This window comes from Intestinimonas massiliensis (ex Afouda et al. 2020) (assembly GCF_001244995.1).
GTDB lineage: Bacteria > Bacillota > Clostridia > Oscillospirales > Oscillospiraceae > Intestinimonas > Intestinimonas massiliensis.
The window spans coordinates 1,128,255-1,148,141 of sequence record NZ_LN869529.1 but is presented as its reverse complement, the minus strand read 5'-3'; the positions used below and the strand labels follow the sequence as shown (position 1 = coordinate 1,148,141).

Annotated in this window: 19 protein-coding genes and 1 pseudogene; 15 read left to right on the top strand and 5 right to left on the bottom strand. The window is 65.5% G+C overall.

What is annotated here, in order from left to right; genetic code table 11:
• Positions 1-12: 12 nt before the first annotated feature.
• From BN2154_RS09465 to BN2154_RS09410, 12 genes are all read left to right on the top strand, one after another.
• Positions 13-510 (top strand): cytidylate kinase-like family protein, encoded by a 498-nt coding sequence (locus BN2154_RS09465; protein WP_050618558.1) that lies wholly within the window; start codon positions 13-15, stop codon positions 508-510.
• The gene (locus tag BN2154_RS09460; protein WP_050618557.1) at positions 507-890 is read left to right on the top strand and encodes a NusG domain II-containing protein; all 384 of its coding nucleotides are present in this window, start codon (positions 507-509) and stop codon (positions 888-890) included. Before BN2154_RS09465 ends, BN2154_RS09460 begins: the two co-directional genes overlap by 4 nt.
• A gap of 12 nt (positions 891-902) precedes the next feature.
• Positions 903-1,448, top strand: a complete 546-nt coding sequence (locus BN2154_RS09455; RefSeq protein WP_094762445.1) for a Gx transporter family protein — start codon at positions 903-905, stop codon at positions 1,446-1,448.
• Positions 1,429-1,764, top strand: a complete 336-nt coding sequence (locus BN2154_RS09450; RefSeq protein ID WP_050618556.1) for a DUF1622 domain-containing protein — start codon at positions 1,429-1,431, stop codon at positions 1,762-1,764. The genes BN2154_RS09455 and BN2154_RS09450 overlap by 20 nt, the downstream gene beginning before the upstream one ends.
• Before the next feature lie 23 nt (positions 1,765-1,787).
• Positions 1,788-2,858 (top strand): hypothetical protein, encoded by a 1,071-nt coding sequence (locus BN2154_RS09445; protein WP_242853730.1) that lies wholly within the window; start codon positions 1,788-1,790, stop codon positions 2,856-2,858.
• Positions 2,859-2,926: 68 nt separating this feature from the next.
• Positions 2,927-3,961, top strand: coding sequence for an FAD:protein FMN transferase (locus BN2154_RS09440; RefSeq protein ID WP_050618555.1), 1,035 nt, complete (start codon positions 2,927-2,929; stop codon positions 3,959-3,961).
• A gap of 15 nt (positions 3,962-3,976) precedes the next feature.
• Complete coding sequence (gene rsxC, locus BN2154_RS09435) at positions 3,977-5,287, top strand: electron transport complex subunit RsxC (RefSeq protein ID WP_050618554.1); 1,311 nt, start codon at positions 3,977-3,979, stop codon at positions 5,285-5,287.
• Complete coding sequence (locus tag BN2154_RS09430) at positions 5,284-6,255, top strand: RnfABCDGE type electron transport complex subunit D (protein WP_050618553.1); 972 nt, start codon at positions 5,284-5,286, stop codon at positions 6,253-6,255. The genes rsxC and BN2154_RS09430 overlap by 4 nt, the downstream gene beginning before the upstream one ends.
• Positions 6,252-6,788, top strand: a complete 537-nt coding sequence (locus BN2154_RS09425; RefSeq protein ID WP_050618552.1) for an RnfABCDGE type electron transport complex subunit G — start codon at positions 6,252-6,254, stop codon at positions 6,786-6,788. Before BN2154_RS09430 ends, BN2154_RS09425 begins: the two co-directional genes overlap by 4 nt.
• Positions 6,788-7,228: a hypothetical protein gene (locus BN2154_RS09420; protein WP_050618551.1), complete on the top strand. Its 441-nt coding sequence runs from the start codon at positions 6,788-6,790 to the stop codon at positions 7,226-7,228. The genes BN2154_RS09425 and BN2154_RS09420 overlap by 1 nt, the downstream gene beginning before the upstream one ends.
• A gap of 164 nt (positions 7,229-7,392) precedes the next feature.
• Positions 7,393-8,145 (top strand): glucosamine-6-phosphate deaminase, encoded by a 753-nt coding sequence (gene nagB / locus BN2154_RS09415; RefSeq protein WP_050618550.1) that lies wholly within the window; start codon positions 7,393-7,395, stop codon positions 8,143-8,145.
• 475 nt (positions 8,146-8,620) lie between these two features.
• Positions 8,621-9,742 carry an ABC transporter ATP-binding protein gene (locus BN2154_RS09410; protein ID WP_050619598.1) on the top strand — a complete coding sequence of 374 codons (1,122 nt, stop codon included), beginning with the start codon at positions 8,621-8,623 and terminating at the stop codon, positions 9,740-9,742.
• Positions 9,743-9,781: 39 nt separating this feature from the next.
• Here the strand turns inward: BN2154_RS09410 and BN2154_RS09405 are convergent, their stop codons facing one another.
• The 4 genes and pseudogenes from BN2154_RS09405 to BN2154_RS09390 all read right to left on the bottom strand — a co-directional run.
• A complete protein-coding gene (locus BN2154_RS09405) occupies positions 9,782-12,145 on the bottom strand; it encodes a homocysteine S-methyltransferase family protein (RefSeq protein WP_050618549.1) in 2,364 nt (787 codons plus the stop codon).
• Position 12,146: 1 nt separating this feature from the next.
• Complete coding sequence (locus BN2154_RS09400; RefSeq protein WP_050618548.1) at positions 12,147-12,809, bottom strand: hypothetical protein; 663 nt, start codon at positions 12,807-12,809, stop codon at positions 12,147-12,149.
• 9 nt (positions 12,810-12,818) lie between these two features.
• Positions 12,819-13,688 carry a methylenetetrahydrofolate reductase [NAD(P)H] gene (gene metF / locus BN2154_RS09395; protein ID WP_050618547.1) on the bottom strand — a complete coding sequence of 290 codons (870 nt, stop codon included), beginning with the start codon at positions 13,686-13,688 and terminating at the stop codon, positions 12,819-12,821.
• Positions 13,689-13,817: 129 nt separating this feature from the next.
• A pseudogene (locus BN2154_RS09390) lies at positions 13,818-14,681 on the bottom strand (NAD(P)-dependent oxidoreductase); the annotation flags it as partial.
• 199 nt (positions 14,682-14,880) lie between these two features.
• Here BN2154_RS09390 and BN2154_RS09385 point away from each other — a divergent pair.
• Entirely contained in the window at positions 14,881-16,179 is a 1,299-nt protein-coding gene (locus tag BN2154_RS09385) for a hexokinase family protein (RefSeq protein ID WP_050618545.1), read from the top strand.
• A 35-nt stretch (positions 16,180-16,214) separates the two neighbouring features.
• Positions 16,215-17,336 carry an SLC13 family permease gene (locus tag BN2154_RS09380; RefSeq protein WP_050618544.1) on the top strand — a complete coding sequence of 374 codons (1,122 nt, stop codon included), beginning with the start codon at positions 16,215-16,217 and terminating at the stop codon, positions 17,334-17,336.
• 44 nt (positions 17,337-17,380) lie between these two features.
• On the opposite strand, the gene BN2154_RS09375 is transcribed toward BN2154_RS09380, so the two are convergent.
• Complete coding sequence (locus tag BN2154_RS09375; protein ID WP_050618543.1) at positions 17,381-18,835, bottom strand: N-acetylmuramoyl-L-alanine amidase family protein; 1,455 nt, start codon at positions 18,833-18,835, stop codon at positions 17,381-17,383.
• A 305-nt stretch (positions 18,836-19,140) separates the two neighbouring features.
• On the opposite strand from BN2154_RS09375, the gene larE reads away from it, so the two are divergent.
• Positions 19,141-19,884, top strand: a complete 744-nt coding sequence (gene larE / locus BN2154_RS09370) for an ATP-dependent sacrificial sulfur transferase LarE (protein WP_050618542.1) — start codon at positions 19,141-19,143, stop codon at positions 19,882-19,884.
• Positions 19,885-19,887: the final 3 nt, after the last annotated feature.

Genomic DNA, 19,887 nt, shown 5'->3' with positions numbered 1-19,887 from the left:
GGAGGGAGCGGCGTGGTCATCACCATCGGACGAAAGTACGGCAGCGGCGGCAAAGAAATCGGCCAGCGGCTGGCCCAGCGGCTGGGCATTCCCTGCCATGACGCCGATCTGGAGCTGCGCGGCGGCGAAAACGAGCAATTCGCCGCCATCCGGGCCATGGCGGCCCAGGGTCCCTGCGTCATCGTGGGGTTCTGCGCCGACCACGTGCTCTCCGGCACCGAAGGGCTGATCCGGGTGTTCATCCACTGCGACATGGACCACCGGGTGGAGCGCATCGTCCAGCAGTACGGTCTGCCTGCCGGGGAGGCCGGGCGGGAGGCCCTCCGGCAGGACCGGGAGCGCGCCCGCCTCTACGGCGTTCACACCAGAGGCAAGTGGGCCGACCTGTCCCGCTATGACCTGACGGTGGACAGCGGTCCCCTGGGCATCGCCGGGACGGTGGAGCTTCTCAGCCAGTTTGTGGCTCTGAAGGTCATGCGCCGCCGGAGCGGCGGAGGAGGGGAGTCATGACTCGCGGCGGGGGCCTTTCCTTCCGGCGGGGGGATCTGGCGGCCATCGGAGCCGTCCTCCTGTGTGCCCTGGCCCTTGGGCTGGCGCTCTGGGCCCGGGCTGCCGGGACCGACCGTGTGGTGGCGCGGGTGTATCAGGAGGGGAAGCTGGTGGGGGAGCTGCCCCTGGACCGGGAGGCATCCCTCACCCTGACAGGGGCCTATACCAACACCATCACCGTCCGGGACGGCCAGGTGGCCGTCACCTACGCCGATTGCCCCGGTGCGGATTGCGTTCACAGCGGCTGGGTTTCGGCGGCGGGGCGGGCGGTGGTCTGCCTGCCCAACCGGGTGGAGATCCGCCTCACCGGCGCGCCCGATGTGGACGCCGTGGTAGGATAAGGGGGAGTGTGGATGAAAGCGAAAGCGCTGGCCCTGTGCGCGGTGCTGGTAGCTCTGGCGCTGGGGCTGTCTTATCTGGAGCGATTCCTCCCGCTCCAGATAGCGGTGCCTCTGCCCGGCGTCAAGCTGGGATTGGCCAATGTCGTCACCCTCATGGCCCTCTATTTCCTGGGGACCCGCCCGGCTGTCACCATTCTGGGGCTGCGCTGCTTCCTGGGGTCATTGTTCGGCGGGGGGCTGTCCGCGCTGGCCTTTTCCCTCACCGGCGGGCTGCTGGCCCTGGGGACCATGACCCTGGCCCGACGCATCCCCGCTCTCTCGGTCTACGGGGTCAGTGTGCTGGGGGCGGCCGCCCACAACCTGGGCCAGATCTGCGCCGCCATGGTGCTGCTGGGCTCGGTGTACGTGATCTCCTATCTGCCCTTCCTGCTGGCGGTGTCGGTCCTCACCGGCCTGGCCACCGGAGCGGCCTCCTCCGCCTCCTTCCGCGCTCTGCTGGCCGCCGGACAGCGGCCCATCCCCACCCAGGAGGTGTCCTATGCTGGAAACCCTCGTTGAGACCACCCTGTCCGTCCTCATCCCCCTGTGTGAGATGATGGGGATCTTCGTGGTGGCCGTCTCCGCCGTGGCAGCCTTCGGACGGTATTTGAAGGGACTGGTGACCCGGGAGCCCCGCGATATTAAATTCCAACTGGCCAACGGCCTGGCCCTGAGCCTGGAATTCAAGATGGCGGCCGAGATTCTCAAGACGGTACTGGTTCGGGACCTGACCGAACTCACCGTCCTGGGCGCCGTCATCATCCTGCGTGCGCTGTTGTCATTTCTGATCCACTTTGAAATGAAGCAGATAGAGCCCCACACCCCCGCAAAATAAACCAATACGGAGGTAGAATTGAAATGAACCTGAAAAAACTGTCTGTCACCGCCCTGTCCCTGACCCTGTCCCTGGGCTTGCTGGCCGGATGCAGCGGCAAGCCTGCCGTCAGCACCGGCTCGCCCGCCCCCAGCCCCTCCCCCACCCCCTCCCAGTCCGCCCCCGCGGAGAGCGGCGCGGCCGTCAAGACTGGACTGTCCCTGGTCACCAGCGTGGCCAAGAGCAAGGACGCCTCCGCCGAGGGCGACGGCCAGGCCCAGGCCAATGTGTCTCTGGTGGCCGTCACGGTGGGTGACGACGGCGTGATCGACGCCTGCGTGATTGACGCCATCCAGGCCAAGATCGGCTTTGACGCCGCCGGCAAGCTGACGACCGACCCCGCCACTTCCTTTGCCAGCAAGAATGAACTGGGCGCCGATTACGGTATGGGCAAGGCCTCCTCCATCGGCAAGGAGTGGAACGAGCAGGCCGCCGCCATGGCGGAGTACGCCGTAGGCAAGACGGTGGAGGAGCTCAAGGGCGTCGCCGTCAACGCCGACGGCCAGGCCACTGACGCCGACCTGGCCGCCTCCGTCACCCTGTCCATCACCGATTTCATCGCCGGCATTGAGCGCGCGGTAAACAACGCCGAGCATCTGGGCGCCCGGAAGGGCGACAAGCTGGCCCTGACCTCCGTCACCAACATGGCCAAGAGCAAGGACGCCTCCGCCGAGGGCGACGGCCTGGCTCAGGCCTACGCCACCGTGGCCGCCGTCACCCTGAACGGAGACACCGTCACGAGCTGCTTCATCGACGCCGTCCAGGCAAATGTGAAGTTCGACGCCGCCGGCAAGATCACCACCGACCTGACCGCCGCGCAGCCCTCTAAGAATGAGCTGGGCGATGCCTACGGCATGAAAAAGGCGTCCTCCATCGGCAAGGAGTGGTATGAGCAGGCTGCCGCCTTCAGCGCCTATGTCACGGGCAAGACCGTGTCCGAGGTGAGCGGCATTGCCGTGGACGACCACGAGAGCCCCACCGACGCCGATCTGGCCGCCTCCGTCACCATCGGCATCGGCGAGTTCCAGACCCTCATCGAGAAGGCCGCAGCCTGAGCCAATTGCTTTTCCCGATGGGGAGGGCCCCATGGGCCCTCCCCATCGCTGTCTGAAAGGGGAGCGCTATGAACAAACGCCTGCTGTCCCTGATGCTGGCGGCGCTGCTGGCGCTGTCCGGCTGCTCCGCGCGGGCGGAGGAGGAGGGACCCAAACGCTACGAGGCCAGTTTCCTCACCCTCTTTGACACCGTCACCACCGTGGTGGGCTACGCCCGGCGGGAGGAGGATTTCCGGGCCGCCGCCCAGGAGCTCCACGACCAGCTTTTGGAGTACCACCGGCTGTTTGACATCTACAACAGCTATGAGGGCGTGAGCAACCTCAAGACCGTCAACGACGGCGCCGGGGGCGCGGCGGTGCAGGTGGACCGGAGGATCGTCGATCTGCTGCTTTTCTGCCGGGAGCTGTATGAGGACACCGGCGGCCGGGTGAACGTGGTCCTGGGCAGCGTGCTGTCCCTGTGGCACGAGGCCCGGAACGCCGGCGTGGAGGACCCGGAGCACGCCGCTCTGCCCGGCGCCGCCGCCCTGGCGGAGGCGGGGGAGCACACCGGCTTTGACGCGCTGGTCATCGATGAGGCGGCCTCCACCGTCCGCCTCACCGATCCCGCCGCCCGGCTGGACGTGGGGGCGGTGGCCAAGGGGTACGCCGTGGAGCAGGTTTGCCGGAACGCTCCGGCCGGACTGCTCATCAGCGTGGGGGGAAACGTCCGGGCCACCGGCCCCAAGCCGGTGGAGAACGCGCCCTGGGTGGTGGGGGTGCAGAATCCGGACGGGGAGAAAGGGGACTACCTTCACACCGTCTATGTTCAGGATGTGTCGGTGGTCACCAGCGGGGATTATCAGCGCTATTATACGGTGGACGGCGTGCGTTACCACCACATCATCGACCCGGACACCCTGTATCCTGCCGCCCGCTGGCGGGCGGTCACCGTCCTGTGCCCCGACTCCGGCCTGGCCGACGCCCTCTCCACCGCTCTGTTTACCCTCCCCCAGGCGGAGGGCCAGGCCCTGCTGGACCGCTGTGGAGCGGAGGCCATGTGGGTGGACCTGGATGGGGAATTGCGTTACAGCCCTGGATTTTCCGATTACATCCGAACTTGATTTTGAGGTGAAAGCATGAAACACCTGTTTTTCGGCGGCGTCCATCCGGCGGACCGCAAGGAACTGACCGGCCGGGGCATCCCGGCCCCGGCTCCCATTCCCGCTCAGGTGGTCATCCCCCTGCGCCAGCACATCGGCGCACCCTGCACCCCCCTGGTGAAGCCCGGCGACACCGTGGGACTGGGCCAGAAGCTGGGAGACGGGGAGGGCCTGTGCGTGCCCGTCCACGCCTCGGTTTCCGGCCTGGTGACGGCGGTGGAGCCCCGCCCCCATCCCGGCGGCGGCCAGGTGCTGTCGGTGGTCATTGAAAACGACTACCAGGATACGCCCGCCTCAGCGCTGGAGCCCCATCTGGACCTCTCCGGCCTGACCAAGGAGGAGATCGTCTCCATCATTGGGGAGGCGGGCATCGTCGGCATGGGCGGCGCCACCTTCCCCACCGACGTAAAGACGGTGGCCGGCATGGGCCGGGTGGACACCCTCATTGCCAACGCCTGTGAGTGCGAGCCCTACATCACCGCCGACGACGCGCTGCTGTGCACCTATCCCGAGCAGGTGCTGCGGGGAATGGGGGCGCTGATGGCGGTGCTGGAGCCCAAGCGGGCGGTACTGGCGGTGGAGGACAACAAGTCCGAGGCCGTCGGTATCCTGAAAAAACAGATGGAGACCTTCCCCGGCATAGAACTGCTGATCCTGCCCACCCGTTACCCCCAGGGGGCGGAGAAGCAGCTCATTCAGGCCGTCACCGGGCGGCAGGTGCCCCCCGGCGCTCTGCCGAAGGACGTGGGCTGCGCGGTGTTCAATGCGGCCACCTTCGCTTCGATCTACAAAGCGGTGTACGAGGGGGAGCCGGTGACCCGGCGCATCGTCACCGTCACTGGAGAGGGGGTGCGGGAGCCGAAAAACCTCATCGTTCGCATCGGCACCCCGTTTTCGGAGGTCATTGCTGCCGCGGGCGGGCTGACCGGCGACGTGTGGAAGGTCCTCTCCGGCGGTCCCATGATGGGCGTGGCGCAGGCTGACCTGGCCGTCCCGGTGGTCAAGGGCACCAATGCGGTACTCTGCCTGTCCCGGGCACAGGACCGAGAGGGGGCGCACCCCCAGTGCATCCGCTGCGCGAAATGCGTGACGGCCTGCCCCATGAGCCTCCAGCCCCTGTACCTCTACCGCTTCGAGCAGGCGGGAGACCTGACCGCTCTGAGACGGCTGAATCTCACCGACTGTATCGAGTGCGGCTGCTGCGCCTATGTCTGCCCCGGACGGCTCCCGCTGGTGGAGTCCTTCCGGGCGGGAAAACGAGCCGTGAAGGAGGAGAATGCCTCATGAACCTGACCGTGACGGCCTCCCCCCACATCCGGGGGAGGGAGAGCACCGGGCGCATCATGCGCGACGTGCTCATCGCTCTCGTGCCCGCCCTGGCGGCGGGGACCTGGGCCTACGGCCCACGGGCCTTCCTGCTGACGGCGGTGACCGTTCTGGCCTGCTTGGCGTCCGAGGGGCTGTTCCGGGTGCTGACCCGGCAGCACAACACCCTGCCCGACGGCTCCGCCGCCGTCACCGGCGTCCTGCTGGCCATGACCCTCCCCGCCACCGCGCCCTACTGGCTGGCGGCTCTGGGCGGCGTGTTCGCTGTGGTGGCGGTCAAGGGCCTGTGCGGTGGGCTGGGACAGAATATCTTCAACCCGGCCCTGGCGGCCCGGGCCTTCCTGCTGATGCTGTGGCCGTCCTGGCTGGTGCGCTTTGCCGCCCCCGGCGCGGAGCTGCCCCTGTTGGGCTCCGCCGCGGAGGCGGCCACCTCGGCCACCCCGCTCCACCACATGCAGATGCCCGCTCTGCCCGAAACGCCGCTTCTGGACCTGTTCCTGGGCAATGTGGCCGGCTGCATCGGAGAGGCCTCTGCCCTGGCGCTGCTCCTGGGCGGAGTTTATCTGGTGGCGCGAAAGGTCATTTCTCCCCGCATTCCCGTGGCCTACCTGGGCTCTGTGGCCCTGCTGACCCTGGCATTTTCCAAGGGGGAGGACCCGCTGCAGTGGATGCTCTACAGCCTATTCGGCGGCGGCGTGATGCTGGGGGCCATCTTCATGGCCACCGACTACGCCACCTCGCCGGCCACGCCCCGCGGCCAGCTTCTCTATGGAGTGGGCTGCGGCGTGCTGACGGTGCTCTTCCGCTACAACGGACTGTTCCCTGGCGGAGTGACCTATGCCATTCTGCTGATGAACGCCGCCGTGTGGCTCATCGACCGTTATACCGCGCCCCGTCGCTTCGGCGCGGTGAAAGGAGGGGCGGCATGAAAGAGCTTTTACGACCGATAGCCGCCATTGCCCTCTCGGCACTGGTGCTGCTTGGGGCCGCCGCCGCCCTGCGCCCGGCGGCGGAGCGGAACCGGGCGGCCGAGCGGGAGGCCATGATGGCCCGCCTTCTGCCCGGCGGCTCCGGCTTTGTCCCGGAGGAATACACCGGAAAGGACGAGAACATCCGGGCCGTCTATGGGGCGGATGCGGGCTATGTGATTGAGACCGTCACCGCCGGCTATGCGGGGGACGTGACGCTCCTGGTGGGCGTGGGCAAGGACGGCGGCGTGACCGGCGTAGTGGTCCGGGACCTGCATGAGACCTATGGCCTGGGCCGGGAGGCCCTGACCGACACCGCCTTCCTGGGCCAGTTCCTGGGCACGGCGGGGGAGGCGTCGGTGGGGAAGGACATCGAAGCCCTCACCGGGGCCACGGTGACCTCCAAGGCCATCGCCAAGGGGGTCAACTCGGCGGCGGCCTTCGTCACCGGGGCGGATGTGTCCTCCAGCGCGACGGAATGGGGGGATTGGTAATGGAACGGAATCGCAGCCTGCTGCTCAATGTGATTTTGGCCGCCGTGGTCGGTCTGGCCTGCCTGTGTGTGCTGCTGTGGAGGACCTTTGCGCCTGCCACAGTTCTGCCGGAGCTGAACGTTCCGGTGGTGACGGCCCTCTCCCTGGCCGCGCTGGTTGTGGAGCGCTATCTGGCTCCGGGCGCCAGGCGGGCGTGGGTCCCCCTGATCCTGCTGGGCGGGGTTACCCTCGGTCTGCTGCCCTGGTGCGCCGGGCTGGTGAGCGCCGCCCAGGCGCTGGAGCTGTGCCTGCTGGGCGGGGCAGTCTTTGCTGTAACCGCCATGCTCTATACCTCCATGGCAGACCGCCTGTCCTCCGGCCCGGTGTGCCGGGCCGCGCCGGTCCTCAGCGCATTCCTCCTGTTTCTGGCCGGCCAGTGCCTCACCGGCCTGCTGCTGTAAGACAAAAGTGGGCCCCGGATGCGCCGCGCATCCGGGGCCCTTTTGCACATATGCCGCAGGATAAGTTGACGGGGATGGAGGAAATGGTATATGCTAATGAAAAGTGCGCAAAAGGAGCGCACCATAGGAGCGTCAAATACTGTAAATAAAGGAGTCATACTGCCATGCGGATCTACCAGTCGGAGGATTATCAGGCGATGAGCCGCCGAGCGGCCAATATTCTCTCCGCCCATGTGATTTTGAAGCCGGACTGTGTCCTGGGGCTTGCCACCGGGTCCACCCCCATTGGAGCCTACCAGCAGCTCATCGAATGGTACCGCAAGGGCGACCTCAGCTTTGCCGAGACCCGGACGGTCAATCTGGACGAATATTGCGGCCTGGCCCCCACTCATGAGCAGAGCTACCGCCGTTTCATGCAGACGAATTTCTTCGACCACATTGACGTCCGGCCGGAGAACACCCATGTGCCCAACGGCCTGGCGGAGGACCCGGAGGCCGAATGCGCCCGGTACAACCGGGTCATCCAGAAGCTGGGGGGCATCGACCTGCAGCTTCTGGGCATGGGGCACAACGGGCATATCGGTTTCAACGAGCCGGGCCACACCTTTGAGCTGGAGACCCATGCGGTGGACCTGTCCCAGACCACCATCGATGCCAACGCCCGGTTCTTTGCCTCCCGGGAGGACGTGCCGCGGCGGGCGCTGACCATGGGCATCAAGAACATCATGCAGGCCCGGCGCATTTTGGTGGTGGTCAGCGGGGAGGACAAGGCGGAGATCGTGTGCCGGGCCTTCCGGGGGCCAGTGACCCCTCAGGTGCCCGCCTCAATCCTCCAGCTCCATCCCGACGTGACGCTGGTGGGGGATCGGGCGGCGCTCCACGCGCTGGTAGAAGCCGGGGAAACGGTATGCGGATAACCGGCGGCCGGCGGCTTGGTAAAGCTGGTGCCGGTAGCCCCGGAGCGCGCCGGCGCCCTGGACTTTATCCGTACGGTTGTGTCCATGGGCGCCCCTCTGACCGCGGCGGTGAAGGCTGCCGCCGTCAATCCGGCCTGGGCATCGGCATCTACAGCCGGGTGGGCAGCCTGGAAACCGGGAAACGGGCCAATTGGGCCATTCTGGACAAAAATATGGGACTGAGAAATATTGTTTGCGGTGGAAATATCCGCTGAGATATGGTATCATCCGTTCAGGGCCGGATGCACGGCCCACGAAACAGGCCCCGCTCCGCTACTCCTACCTCATAGCGCCGCGGGAGCCGTAAAAAAGGAGGAGACCAGCTCCGCCGGGCCGGCGGTGCGGCAGTGTGGAGACCTGCCGTAACGTCCATGGAGGTTCGCTCTTCATGGGCGAGGGGGACTTTGCGGAGGCATGGCCCTTACGGCCCAGGTACATGGCAACTGTGACCCTGAAGAACGTAAAAAAGATTTACGACAACAAGGTGACGGCGGTTCACGACTTCAATCTGGAGATCGCGGACAAGGAATTCATCGTGCTGGTAGGCCCCTCGGGATGCGGCAAATCCACCACGCTGCGGATGGTGGCCGGTCTGGAGGAGATCAGCGAGGGCGACCTGTTCATCGGTGAAAAGCGGATGAACGACGTGGAGCCCAAGGACCGGGATATCGCCATGGTCTTCCAGAGCTATGCCCTGTATCCCCACATGACCGTGTACGAAAACATGGCTTTCGCCCTGAAGCTGCGCAAGCTGCCCAAGGAGGAGATCGACAAAAAGGTTCGGGAGGCCGCCGAGATCCTGGACATCACCAGCTATCTGGACCGCAAGCCAAAGGCCCTGTCCGGCGGCCAGCGGCAGCGGGTGGCCATCGGTCGGGCCATCGTCCGCAACCCCCAGGTGTTCCTCATGGACGAGCCCCTGTCCAACCTGGACGCCAAGCTGCGCAACCAGATGCGGGCCGAGATCATCAAGCTCCGCCAGCGCATCGACACCACCTTCATCTATGTCACCCATGACCAGACCGAGGCCATGACGCTGGGTGACCGCATCGTCATCATGAAGGACGGCTACATCATGCAGATCGGCACGCCCCAGGAGGTGTTTGAGCACCCGGCCAACATCTTTGTGGCGGGCTTCATCGGCTCTCCCCAGATGAACTTTTTTGACGCCCGGCTCCAAAAGACCGGCGCGGGCTACCAGGCGGCTGTGGCCGGGGCGGTGATGCCGCTGTCGGACCGAATCCAGCAGAGGCTGGCAGAAAAGGGGTACGGCGACCAGGACGTGATTCTGGGCATCCGTCCGGAGCACATTGCCTTTGCCCTGACGCCGGGGGAGCACTTTGTAGCCGCCAAGGTGGACGTGTCCGAGATGATGGGCAGCGAGATTCACCTCCACGTCACCACCCAGGACAGCAAAGACGTGGTCCTGCGGGTCCCCACCACCGAGCTGTCTGAGGAGCTCCGGGGCGGACTGGGCTATGGGACGCCCATCTATTTCACATTCCGGGAGGACCTGGTCCATCTCTTCGACCCGAAGAGCGAGGAGAATCTGCTGTAACGACAGAAAAAGGACCGTGTGCATGCACACGGTCCTTTTTTATCCGAAAATGCGCTTGGCGATGTCCACGCTTTCCTTGGCGTCGCCGGAATAGAAGTCGGCGCCCATTTTCCGGGCGTAGTCCGGGGTCAGAACGGCGCCTCCCACCATCACCCGGCAGGAGAGCCCCTCCTCATGGAGAAGGGTAATGGTCTTTTCCATGCTGCCCAGGGTGGTGGTCATGAGGGCGGACAGCCCCACCAGCGGCGCCTCATGCCGCCGGACGGCTTCTGCCACGGCGGCAGGGTCCACGTCCCGGCCCAGGTCCACCACGGTGTAGCCGTAGTTTTCCAGCAGTACCTTGACGATGTTTTTGCCGATATCGTGGATGTCCCCCTGGACGGTGGCCAGCACGATGGTGCCGCGGCTGGCGGTCTCGCCGCCGCTGTCGGAGGATAGGCGCTCCCGCACCACCTCAAAGGCGGCCTGCGCGGCTCCCGCGGCTTGAATGAGCTGAGGAAGGAAGATACGGCCCGCCTCGAAATCAGCCCCCACCTTGTCCAGGGCAGGGATCAGCACGCCGTTGACCACCTCCATGGGGGCCGTCGTCTCCAGCAGGGCCCGGGCGGCGGCGTGAGCCTCGCCCTTCAGACCGTGAATGACGGTGTCCGCCAGGCTGCGTCCGGCAGCCGGGGCGGGAGAGGGCGCGGCTGGGGTCCCGCCATAGGCGGTGATAAATGCTTTGGCGTCGGCGTCCTGATTAGTCAGCAGGTGATAGCAGCGCACGGCGGCGGTCATAGCCTCCACATTGGGATTGAGGATGGGCAGGTCCAGTCCGTGGGTCATGGCCATGGTGAGAAAATTCTGGTTAATCAGGGGTCGGCCGGGCAGTCCGAAGGAGATGTTGGACACCCCCAGTACGGTCTTAAGTCCCAGCTTCTCCTTGACCAGCGCCACCGCCTTCAGCGTCTCGGCGGCGGCCTGGGGCTCGGCGGAGACGGTAAGGGTCAGGCAGTCGATGTAGACGTCCTCCCGCCGGATGCCGTAGGTGAGGGCCTTGTCCAGGATATGCCGGGCCACCGCGAGGCGCTCTTCCGCGGTTTTGGGGATGCCGTCCCGGTCCAGCGTGAGGCCCACCACCGCCGCGCCATATTTTTTCACCAGGGGGAGTAGGGCATCCAGCACCTGGTCGTCTCCGTTCACCGAGTTGACGATGGGTTTGCCGTTGTAAGCGCGCAGACCGGCTTCCAGAGCCTGCCGGTCGGAGGAATCCAACTGGAGGGGGGCGTCCGTGACTCCCTGGAGGGCCTTGACCGTCCGCACCATCATGGCGGGCTCGTCGATCTCAGGCAGGCCCACATTGACGTCCAGAAGGTCGGCCCCCGCCCCGGTTTGCTGCAGGGCCTGGTCCAGGATGTAATCCATGTCCTCCCGGAGCAAGGCCTCCTTGAAGCGCTTTTTCCCGGTGGGGTTGATGCGCTCGCCGATAATGCGGACCCGGTCCACGGACACCGTCCGGGTGCCGCTGCACACCGCCGCGGGGACCTGGGGGAGGGAACGCCGGTAGGTGAGCTTATCCAGCCGTTTCCCCGTCAGGGCGATATAGGCGGGATCGGTGCCGCAGCATCCGCCCAGGCACTTGACCCCCAGCCGGGCCAGGTCAGCCATGCTGTCTGCAAACTCTTCCGGTGTAATGTCATATCCCTTGCCGCCGGGGTCGGGGAGCCCGGCGTTGGGCTGGGCCACCAGGGGCAGCGAGGTCCAGCGGGCCAGCTCCTCCAGCAGCGCCGGAAACTCCCGGGGCCCCAGAGAGCAGTTGACACCGATGGCGTCGGCTCCCAGGCCCTCCAGGGTCAGGGCCATGGAGGGAAGATCGCAGCCCAGGAAGGTGCGCCGGTTGTCCTCAAAGGTCATGGTACAGATCACTGGGAGACTGGAATTTTCCTTTACAGCCAGAAGGGCGGCCTTGACCTCATAGAGGTCGGTCATGGTCTCCAGCAGCACCAGGTCGGCGCCGGCTTTGGCGCCGGCCCGGACCATCTGAGCGAAGCAGTCGTAGGCATCGTCAAAGCGCAGGGTGCCGGTAGGCTCCAGAAGCTGGCCCAACGGGCCGATGTCCAGAGCCACCAGGGCGCGGTCTCCTACGGCCTGCCGGGCCAGACTCACATTGGCGGCGATGACTGCCTCAGGCGTGCAGCCGGTGCCCGCCAGCTTAAGGGCGCTGGCCCCAAAGGTATTGGCAGTGGCGACCTGAGCTCCGGCGGCCAGATACGCCCGGTGGATTTCCAGCAGCCAGTCCGGATGCTCCAGGCCGGCCAGCTCGGGGGCCATGCCCACCGGCAGTCCCTTGCGCTGGAGCATGGTGCCCATGGCTCCGTCCAGACGGACAAAGCCGGGCGCGTTCAAGAGCGTTCGAAAGTCCACATCAAATACTCTCCTTGCATTGAAATTTACAGCGGTCCCGGAAGGTGCAGGAGGCGCAGCCTCGCTTCTGGGGGGAAATCTCGCCGTCGGAGATGCCCAGAACGGCGGTCACCGATTTGCGGGGGGTGAGGATGTGGCGGTCAGTGGCGCACAGCCCCACGCGCCGGGGGGCGTCCAGCAGCCGGAGAATGGGGTCCTGGAGCTCGATGGGCAGATCCCCGTAGCCCGGACTGAACCGGAAGGGAAAGGAGCAGCCGGGGAACCGGGCCCGGATCTCCGCCTCCGCCAGGTCGCAGACGGCTTCGACGGCGGCGGTGGCACAGCAGTCCAGCGCAACGGCGGCGGCCAGGTCCTCGGCCTGGGCCCGGCGCAGCAGGGCGTCCACCGGGGCGGAGAGGGTGGCGGCCAGAAGGGCTGCCCGGGAACAGCCGCGCAGATGGGCGGCCAGGTCCCGGCCGGGCAGCAGGAGCCCGCAGTCCAGCCGTACCCCGTCGGTCTGAACGGCGAGGCCGAAGACCCGGTACGTCCACTTGGGCCGGGCGGCGGCGAGCAGCCGGGCGGAACAGCCTTCCACCAGGGCCAGAGTGGCCGGGTCCTCCGTGCCGGGGCAGCCCAGATAGCGCAGGACCTCTTCCCGGGGGATGTGTGTCAGAGTGATGTCCATAGAGAAGCCTCACACGGTGAACAGCGTGGAGACCCGATCGAAGATGGCGCGGGCTACCCCTGCGTTGTTCATGGTGTAAAGGTGGATACCCTCCACGCCGCTGGCCACCAGATCGGAGATCTGGTCAATGGCATAGGCGATGCCCGCGTCCCGCAGGGCCGCCGGGTGGTCGCCGTAGCGGCTGAGCATCCGGGCCAGCTTCTTGGGGATGCTGGCGCCGCAGAGGTAGACCATACGCTCGATCTGGCTTTTGTTGAGCACCGGCATGATGCCCGCCTGGATGGGCACGTTGATCCCGGCGATGCGGGCCTTTTCGCGGAAATCGTAAAAGTCGTCGTTGTCGAAGAAGAGCTGGGAGACCAGATGCTCCGCCCCGGCGTCCACCTTCTTTTTCAGGTTAAGGATGTCGCTGACCATGTCGGGGCTCTCGATGTGGCCCTCCGGATAGCAGGCCCCGGAGAGGTGGAAGCTGTTGTCACGGCTCTTGATGAACGCAATGAGCTGGCTGGCGTACTGAAAATCTGTCTTGGGGGGGTGGTTTGGGTCCATGTCTCCCCGCAGGGCCAGGATGTTTTCAATGCCCATGGCTTTCAGACCGTCCAGCAGCCCGGCCACCTCGTCCCGGGTATAGTTGACGCAGGACAGGTGGGCCACCGAGGGGATGTGGTACTGGTCCTGGATGGCGGCGGCAATGCGGCCGGTCAGATTGTCTCCGGCGGAGCCGCCCGCTCCAAAGGTGACGCTGATGTAGTCGGGGCGGAGGTCCTGAAGCTGATCCAGGGTTCGGTAGACGGTTTCAATGGGGCTGGTCTTTTTCGGTGGGAATACTTCACAGGAGAAAACCACAGATTTCTCCTGAAAGAGCCGTGCAATGCTCATGGGCGCGTCTCCTTTCGAATGAGGCTCCACAAAAGATAAAACAGTATACTACAAATTTTGCGCAGGCGCAATCAAAATAAAAAGCCGGACCTCAAAAGAGGTCCGGCGGGAGACGGTCATAAAAGCGTTTCAGTCCTTCCGGTACCAGCGAATCAGGGCCTGGGTACCCAGGTCGCCTTCCCCGGCGGCCTCCAGTTCCTGATACTCCGAAAGGACCTGCCGCAGCACGGGCAGCTCCCCCGCGCCCTGGCTGGCGGCGATCGTCATGTCCTTGATGAAATGCTTGAGGAAGAAGCCGGGGGCGTAGTCCTCCGCCATCATTTTGGGGCACACGTTGCTCATCTGCCAGCTTCCGGCGGCGCCCTGGCTGATGCTGTCCAGCATCTTCCGGGTGTCCAGCCCCATATGCTCAGCGTAGGAGAGCGCCTCACACACGCCGGAGACCGCCCCGGCAATGGCGATCTGGTTGGCCATCTTGGTGTGCTGGCCGAAGCCGGCGGGGCCTTCGTAAAGGATGCTCTTGCCCATGGCCTGGAACAGGGGCAGGCAGGCGTCAAAATCGGCCTGCTCGCCGCCCACCATGATGGACAAGGTGCCGTTTTTGGCCCCAGTGTCCCCGCCGGAGACCGGCGCGTCCAAGGCATGGAGTCCACGGGCGGAAGCTTCGCCATAGATGCGCTGGGACAGCTTGGGATCGGTGGTGGTCATGTCGATGAGGTAGGTCCCGGCTCCGGCGCTGGAGAGAATGCCGCCCGGGCCAAAGTAGACCTCCTCCACGTCCTTCGGATAGCCCACCATGGTGATGACCGCATCGCAGCCGGCCACGCAGTCTGGGATGGTATCGTGCCAGACCGCGCCGGTCTCTGCCAGGAAATCAGCGAGCTTGTTCTTGCTGCGGGAATAGACCTGCACATGGAAGCCTGCTTGGAGCAGGTTTTTCACCATGCCCCGGCCCATGACGCCCACACCGATGAAGGCGACTTTTTTCATATGGTATCGCTCCTTTCGCCGGGACTGCGGCCCCGGCTGTTACTGGTAAAAGTATACCATAAACTGCGGTGAGTGCCAACAAAAAAAGAAAGGACACGATTGCCTTGCCTGCGGGAGAAAAATAGGGTAAAATGGGTGGGTACATATCAAGCATACAAGGGCGCGGCTTGGCCGCCGTCTCATTGGATGGAGGTGCGTTTCCATGCGTGCTGTTTCCGACCGCGCGGATGAATTTCTGAAAAAATACCACATGGGGCCGGAGGAGATCGCTCTGCACCGGTGTACCCGGAGCTTTTTGGAGGAGATGGGCAGGGGTCTGCGGGGGGAGGAGACCCCTGTCCTGATGCTGCCCACCTATCTGACCTTGGAGGGGGAACTGCCCCGGGACCGGAGCGTCATTGTGGTGGATGCCGGGGGAACCAACTTCCGCTCCGCAGTGGTTACGATGACCGCCGGCGGGCCGGTGATCGAGGACCTGACGGTCCAGCCCATGCCCGGCTCCCGGGGAGCCGTCACAAAGGAGGCCTTTCTGGACCAGGTGTCAGACATCCTCCTGCCGCTGACGGGGAAGAGCCGCCGGGTGGGCTTGTGCTTCTCCTACGCCGCCGAGATCCTGCCCAACCGGGACGGACGGGTGGTGGCCATCTCCAAGCAGGTGCAGATCACCGGCTCGGAGGGGATGCTGCTGGGAGAGGAAATCTCCGCCGCTCTGGCGGCCAAGGGGGCGCCGGGAGTGGAGTTTGTGGTCCTCAACGACACGGTGGCCGCCGTTTTGGGCGGTGTGGCCGGGTTGGAGGATGAGGTTTTTGACGGCTACGCGGGGCTCATCTATGGTACGGGGGTCAACACCTGCTACTCCGAGCGCCGGGAGAACATCGCCAAGCTGTCCACACCCTGGTCGGCGGCCAGCATGATCATCAATATGGAGTCCGGCGGCTTTTGCGGCGTGCCCCAGGGGACGTTTGACCGGCGTCTGGATGCCGGCAGCATGGACACGGGGAAGTGCCTTTACGAAAAGATGGTCTCCGGCCGCTACCAGGGCGAGGTGATCTATCACGCGCTGCGGCAGGGGGCGGAGGACGGCCTGTTTTCCTCCGGGCTGGCCGATACCCTCCGGGCGCTGGATGGTCTGGAGCTGGTGGAGGCTGACGCCTTTGCCGCCCGTCCCTACGGCGGCGGGCTGCTCTCCGCGGCCTGCGGCAGCGAGAGGGACCGGGAGCTGGTCTATACCATCATCGACCGCAGCGTGGAGCGGGCGGCCCGGCTGGTGTGCTGCAACCTGGCCGCCGTGCTGGAGCAGGCCGATCTGGGCCGGAGCATCCATCGTCCCGCCTGCGTGGTGGCGGAGGGGTCCACCTTCTATAAGGGCTACCTCTTCCGGCGGAAGCTGGAGCGGCTGTGCCACACGTATATCACGGAAGAGCTGGGCCGTCATCTGGTGTTCCGCCGGGTGGAGAACGCCAATTTACTGGGCACGGCGGCGGCGGCCCTGCTGGCCTGAGAGCCAAGATCAGGAAGAAAAGAGCGAAGGCAGATATGCAAGCCATCCAAGGCAAACGAGTTGTCCCATTTCTCAAGCGCGAGCCGGTACTGACCCTTGCGGTAGTCTGCGCCCTGCTGTCCATGCTGCCGGTGCCGCCGGACAGGGGTTATGCCGCCTATGTGGACCTTCGGGTGCTGTGCCTGCTGTTCTGCCTGATGCTGGTGGTGGCCGGGACGGAGGACTGCGGCGTGTTCGCCGTTTTGGCCCGGCGGCTGCTGGCGGGACGCAAGCGCTTCCGCCTGCTGGCTCTGATTCTGGTGCTACTGCCCTTTTTCAGCTCCATGCTCATCACCAACGATGTCTCGCTCATCACGTTTGTGCCGTTTACTATCCTGGTGCTGGGGCTGATCGGTCGGACCCGGGAGCGCATCTATCTCATTGTCCTCCAGACCGTGGCGGCCAACCTGGGCAGCATGGCCATGCCGGTGGGCAATCCGCAGAATCTGTTTCTCTGCTCCCGATTTCAGATCCCAATGAGAGATTTCTTTTCGACCCTGCTGCCCCTGACCCTGGTGAGTCTGGCGGGGCTGACCGCCGCCGCGCTGTGCACCAGCGGCGATCCCATTCAGGTGGAGTTCCGCGACGTACAGCGGCTGGAGAAGGGGGGGCAGCTCCGGGTCATGGCGGGACTGTTTGCCCTGTGCCTGCTGTCGGTGTTCCGTGTGCTCCACTATGGCGTGCTGACGGCGGTGGTGATCGCGGCGGGACTGGCGGTCAACCGGCAGCTTTTCCGGCGGGTGGACTACGGGCTGCTGGCCACCTTTTTCTGCTTTTTTGTCTTTTCTGGGAATCTGGGCCGCATCGGAGCGGTCCGGGATTGGCTGACCGGCCTTCTGGAGGGACACACCGCCCTGACGGCCGCCCTGGCCAGCCAGGTGGTCAGCAACGTGCCGGCCGCCGTGCTGCTTGCTGGCTTTACCGGGGACTGGCGGGGCCTGCTGGTGGGGACCAACGTGGGGGGACTGGGGACCCCGATCGCTTCCCTGGCCTCTCTGATCTCCTTTCGGGCCTATCTCCGCTCGGAGGGCAGCCGTCCCGGACGGTATCTCGGGGTGTTTACCCTGGCCAATCTGGCGGGGCTGGCCCTGCTGGGCCTGTGCGCCTGGGCGATGTAAAAAAGGGGCCGGGATGGGATATCCCATCCCGGCCCTTCCTGCCGTTAGCGAAGCCCGTTTAAGTAGGTGACGATGCCCTCGGCGATGCCCTGGGCCAGCTTATCCTGATAGCCGTCGTCGATGAGGTCCATCAGTTCGTCATGGTTGGTCATGAAGCCCATCTCCACCAGCACCGCGCACATCTCGGTTTCCCGCAGCACCACGAAGTCGGCGCTTTTGATGCCCCGGTCGATTCCGCCCGTAAGACGGGTCAGCGGAGTCTGGATGGCCTGTGCCAGCCGGGCGCCCCGTCCGCTGGAAGGGTGGTAGTAGGTGTAGATGCCGGAGAAGTCCGGGTAGTTGGGGGCGGCGTTGGAGTGGAGGGAGACGAAGAGATCGGCCTCCACAGCGTTGGCGATGTCGGCCCGCTCATAGAGCCCCACGTCCGCATCTCCGGTCCGGGTCATCACCACATTGTAGCCATATCCCCGGAGGATGGCCTGGAGCCTTTTGGATACCGACAGGTTGATGGTCTTTTCCGCAATGCCCTCGTATTGGGCGCCGGTGCGTCCGCCGCCGTGGCCCGGGTCGATGACGATGGTGGAGCGCTGGGGGTCGATGGGGGCGGTGGGGATGTAGTCGGGCTCCGCCCGGTCGGGGAGGGAAGTGGTGAGCAGTACGCCGTTGTCCCGGACCTCCACCGTCACATTTTCCCGATAGGTGATGCCGTCCCTCAGATCCAGCACTACCCGCACGGTATGGGCATAGTCCGGATAGAGGTCGTCGCCGTGGTCGGCGTAGCGGACGGCGGAGATGAGCTCATTGTCCACCGTGATTCGGCCGGGGAAGCCGGAGGAGAGGGCGGCCCCCTTTATATCCACTACCACCCGGTCCCCCAGGTCCAGCACCTGGTAGTCCGGCTTGTGGTTGGTGGTGATGAGGACCGTCTGGGCATTGGCGTCGGCCTGGATGTCGGTGACCTGAAGGGCGGGGCGCGCGGGGGCCTGACCGGCGGGGGAGGTGAGAAGGGCGCTATAGGCGGCCTGATTCCAGTCCACCCGGGCGCCCAACTGTTCGGAGACGAAGCGGAGGGGGACCGTGGTCCGGTCCATTCCCTGGTAGCGGACCACCGTGGCGGGCACCCCGTCGGGGAGGGGGAGGCTCTGTCCATTGACCAGGGCCTGGCTGCTGCCCAGGGTGAGGACCACCGTGTCCGTCCCTCGCTTCAGGATCACCTGACCGGTTTCCTGCACCCAGAGGACCTCGGCGGCCAGGGCTTCGGCCACCAGACGGACGGGCACCAGCGTGCGTCCGGCCTGCACCAGAGCGGGCAAATCGCCGGAGAGGGGGGCGCCGTCCAGGGTGAGCGTCACCACGTCGGCCTGGACGGACTGATAGCGCCCCGCGGCATTGTCGTAGAGGTCCACGGAGATGGTCCCGTTGGGCCCGGCGGCCCCCGCAGTCCGCAGAGAGGCCAGCAGGACCAGGGCCAGCAGCAGGGCGGTGAGTGGCTTTTTCATGAGTGTGCTCCTTGCCGTGTATGGAAAGTCTGTCCTCTTTATTCTACGGGGTCCGACCGTCTTCGTCAATGGAAAAGGCTCCCTGACGGAGGACCGGCCCTCTTGACAGCCGCCCCAACTGTTGGTAAAATGGCAGCAGCAGAGCGTCAGAAGGCGTCCTGGGGCCCAGAAGGGCCCGGTGTCCCCGCACTTTTTCCATACCGATCAACGACGGGCGCAGGAAAGAAGCCTGCGCCGCGGCCAGAAGGCATACCAGGGATGGTGTGCTCTTTTTTTGTCCTTTTGACGCGCAAGGAGGAAAAAACATGACGCTGCAAGCCTTTTTCCAGGCCAACCCGCGGGCGGCCCTGGCCTTTTCCGGCGGGGTGGACTCCGCCTACCTGCTGTGGGCGGGCAGGCACTGGGGCTGTGACCTGACGGCCTACTATGTCCGCACGGCGTTCCAGCCGGAATTCGAGTACGAGGACGCCAGGCGCCTGGCGGAGGAGGTGGGGGTCCCCCTGCGGGTGGTGGAGGCGGATGTTCTATCCGTTCCCCTGGCTGCCGCCAACGGGCCGGACCGCTGCTACCACTGCAAGCGGGCCTTGTTCGCCCTGCTGTGGGAGGCGGCCCGCCGGGACGGTCACACCCTGCTGCTGGACGGCACCAACGCTTCGGACGACGCGGGGGACCGGCCGGGCCTGCGGGCCCTGCGGGAGCTGGAGGTCCGCTCTCCCCTGCGGGAGTGCGGGCTCACCAAGGCGGAGATCCGGGCACAGTCCAAGGAGGCGGGGCTCTTTACCTGGAATAAGCCCGCCTATGCCTGCTTGGCCACCCGCATCCCAACGGGCACGGCCATCACGGCCGTGGATCTGGAGCGGGTGGAGGCGGCGGAGGGGGCTCTGTTTGCCCTGGGCTTCACCGACTTCCGGGTGCGGCTGTTGAGCGGCGCGGCCCGCATCCAGCTTCCAGCCGACCAATGGGACCGGGCATCGGAGCAGCGGGAGGCCATTCGTAAGGCGCTGAGTCCCCGGTTTGACGCGGTGCTGCTGGACCTGGAGACCCGATAGGAG

Excerpts from the sequence above, each read along its gene's own strand:
- BN2154_RS09460 (WP_050618557.1), top strand. The coding sequence starts at position 507 with ATGACTCGCGGCGGGGGCCTTTCCTTCCGGCGGGGGGATCTGGCGGCC.
- BN2154_RS09455 (WP_094762445.1), top strand. The coding sequence starts at position 903 with ATGAAAGCGAAAGCGCTGGCCCTGTGCGCGGTGCTGGTAGCTCTGGCG.
- BN2154_RS09450 (WP_050618556.1), top strand. The coding sequence starts at position 1,429 with ATGCTGGAAACCCTCGTTGAGACCACCCTGTCCGTCCTCATCCCCCTG.
- BN2154_RS09445 (WP_242853730.1), top strand. The coding sequence starts at position 1,788 with ATGAACCTGAAAAAACTGTCTGTCACCGCCCTGTCCCTGACCCTGTCC.
- BN2154_RS09440 (WP_050618555.1), top strand. The coding sequence starts at position 2,927 with ATGAACAAACGCCTGCTGTCCCTGATGCTGGCGGCGCTGCTGGCGCTG.
- rsxC (WP_050618554.1), top strand. The coding sequence starts at position 3,977 with ATGAAACACCTGTTTTTCGGCGGCGTCCATCCGGCGGACCGCAAGGAA.
- BN2154_RS09430 (WP_050618553.1), top strand. The coding sequence starts at position 5,284 with ATGAACCTGACCGTGACGGCCTCCCCCCACATCCGGGGGAGGGAGAGC.
- BN2154_RS09425 (WP_050618552.1), top strand. The coding sequence starts at position 6,252 with ATGAAAGAGCTTTTACGACCGATAGCCGCCATTGCCCTCTCGGCACTG.
- BN2154_RS09420 (WP_050618551.1), top strand. The coding sequence starts at position 6,788 with ATGGAACGGAATCGCAGCCTGCTGCTCAATGTGATTTTGGCCGCCGTG.
- nagB (WP_050618550.1), top strand. The coding sequence starts at position 7,393 with ATGCGGATCTACCAGTCGGAGGATTATCAGGCGATGAGCCGCCGAGCG.
- BN2154_RS09410 (WP_050619598.1), top strand. The coding sequence starts at position 8,621 with ATGGCAACTGTGACCCTGAAGAACGTAAAAAAGATTTACGACAACAAG.
- BN2154_RS09400 (WP_050618548.1), bottom strand. The coding sequence starts at position 12,809 with ATGGACATCACTCTGACACACATCCCCCGGGAAGAGGTCCTGCGCTAT.
- metF (WP_050618547.1), bottom strand. The coding sequence starts at position 13,688 with ATGAGCATTGCACGGCTCTTTCAGGAGAAATCTGTGGTTTTCTCCTGT.
- BN2154_RS09385 (WP_050618545.1), top strand. The coding sequence starts at position 14,881 with ATGCGTGCTGTTTCCGACCGCGCGGATGAATTTCTGAAAAAATACCAC.
- BN2154_RS09380 (WP_050618544.1), top strand. The coding sequence starts at position 16,215 with ATGCAAGCCATCCAAGGCAAACGAGTTGTCCCATTTCTCAAGCGCGAG.
- BN2154_RS09375 (WP_050618543.1), bottom strand. The coding sequence starts at position 18,835 with ATGAAAAAGCCACTCACCGCCCTGCTGCTGGCCCTGGTCCTGCTGGCC.
- larE (WP_050618542.1), top strand. The coding sequence starts at position 19,141 with ATGACGCTGCAAGCCTTTTTCCAGGCCAACCCGCGGGCGGCCCTGGCC.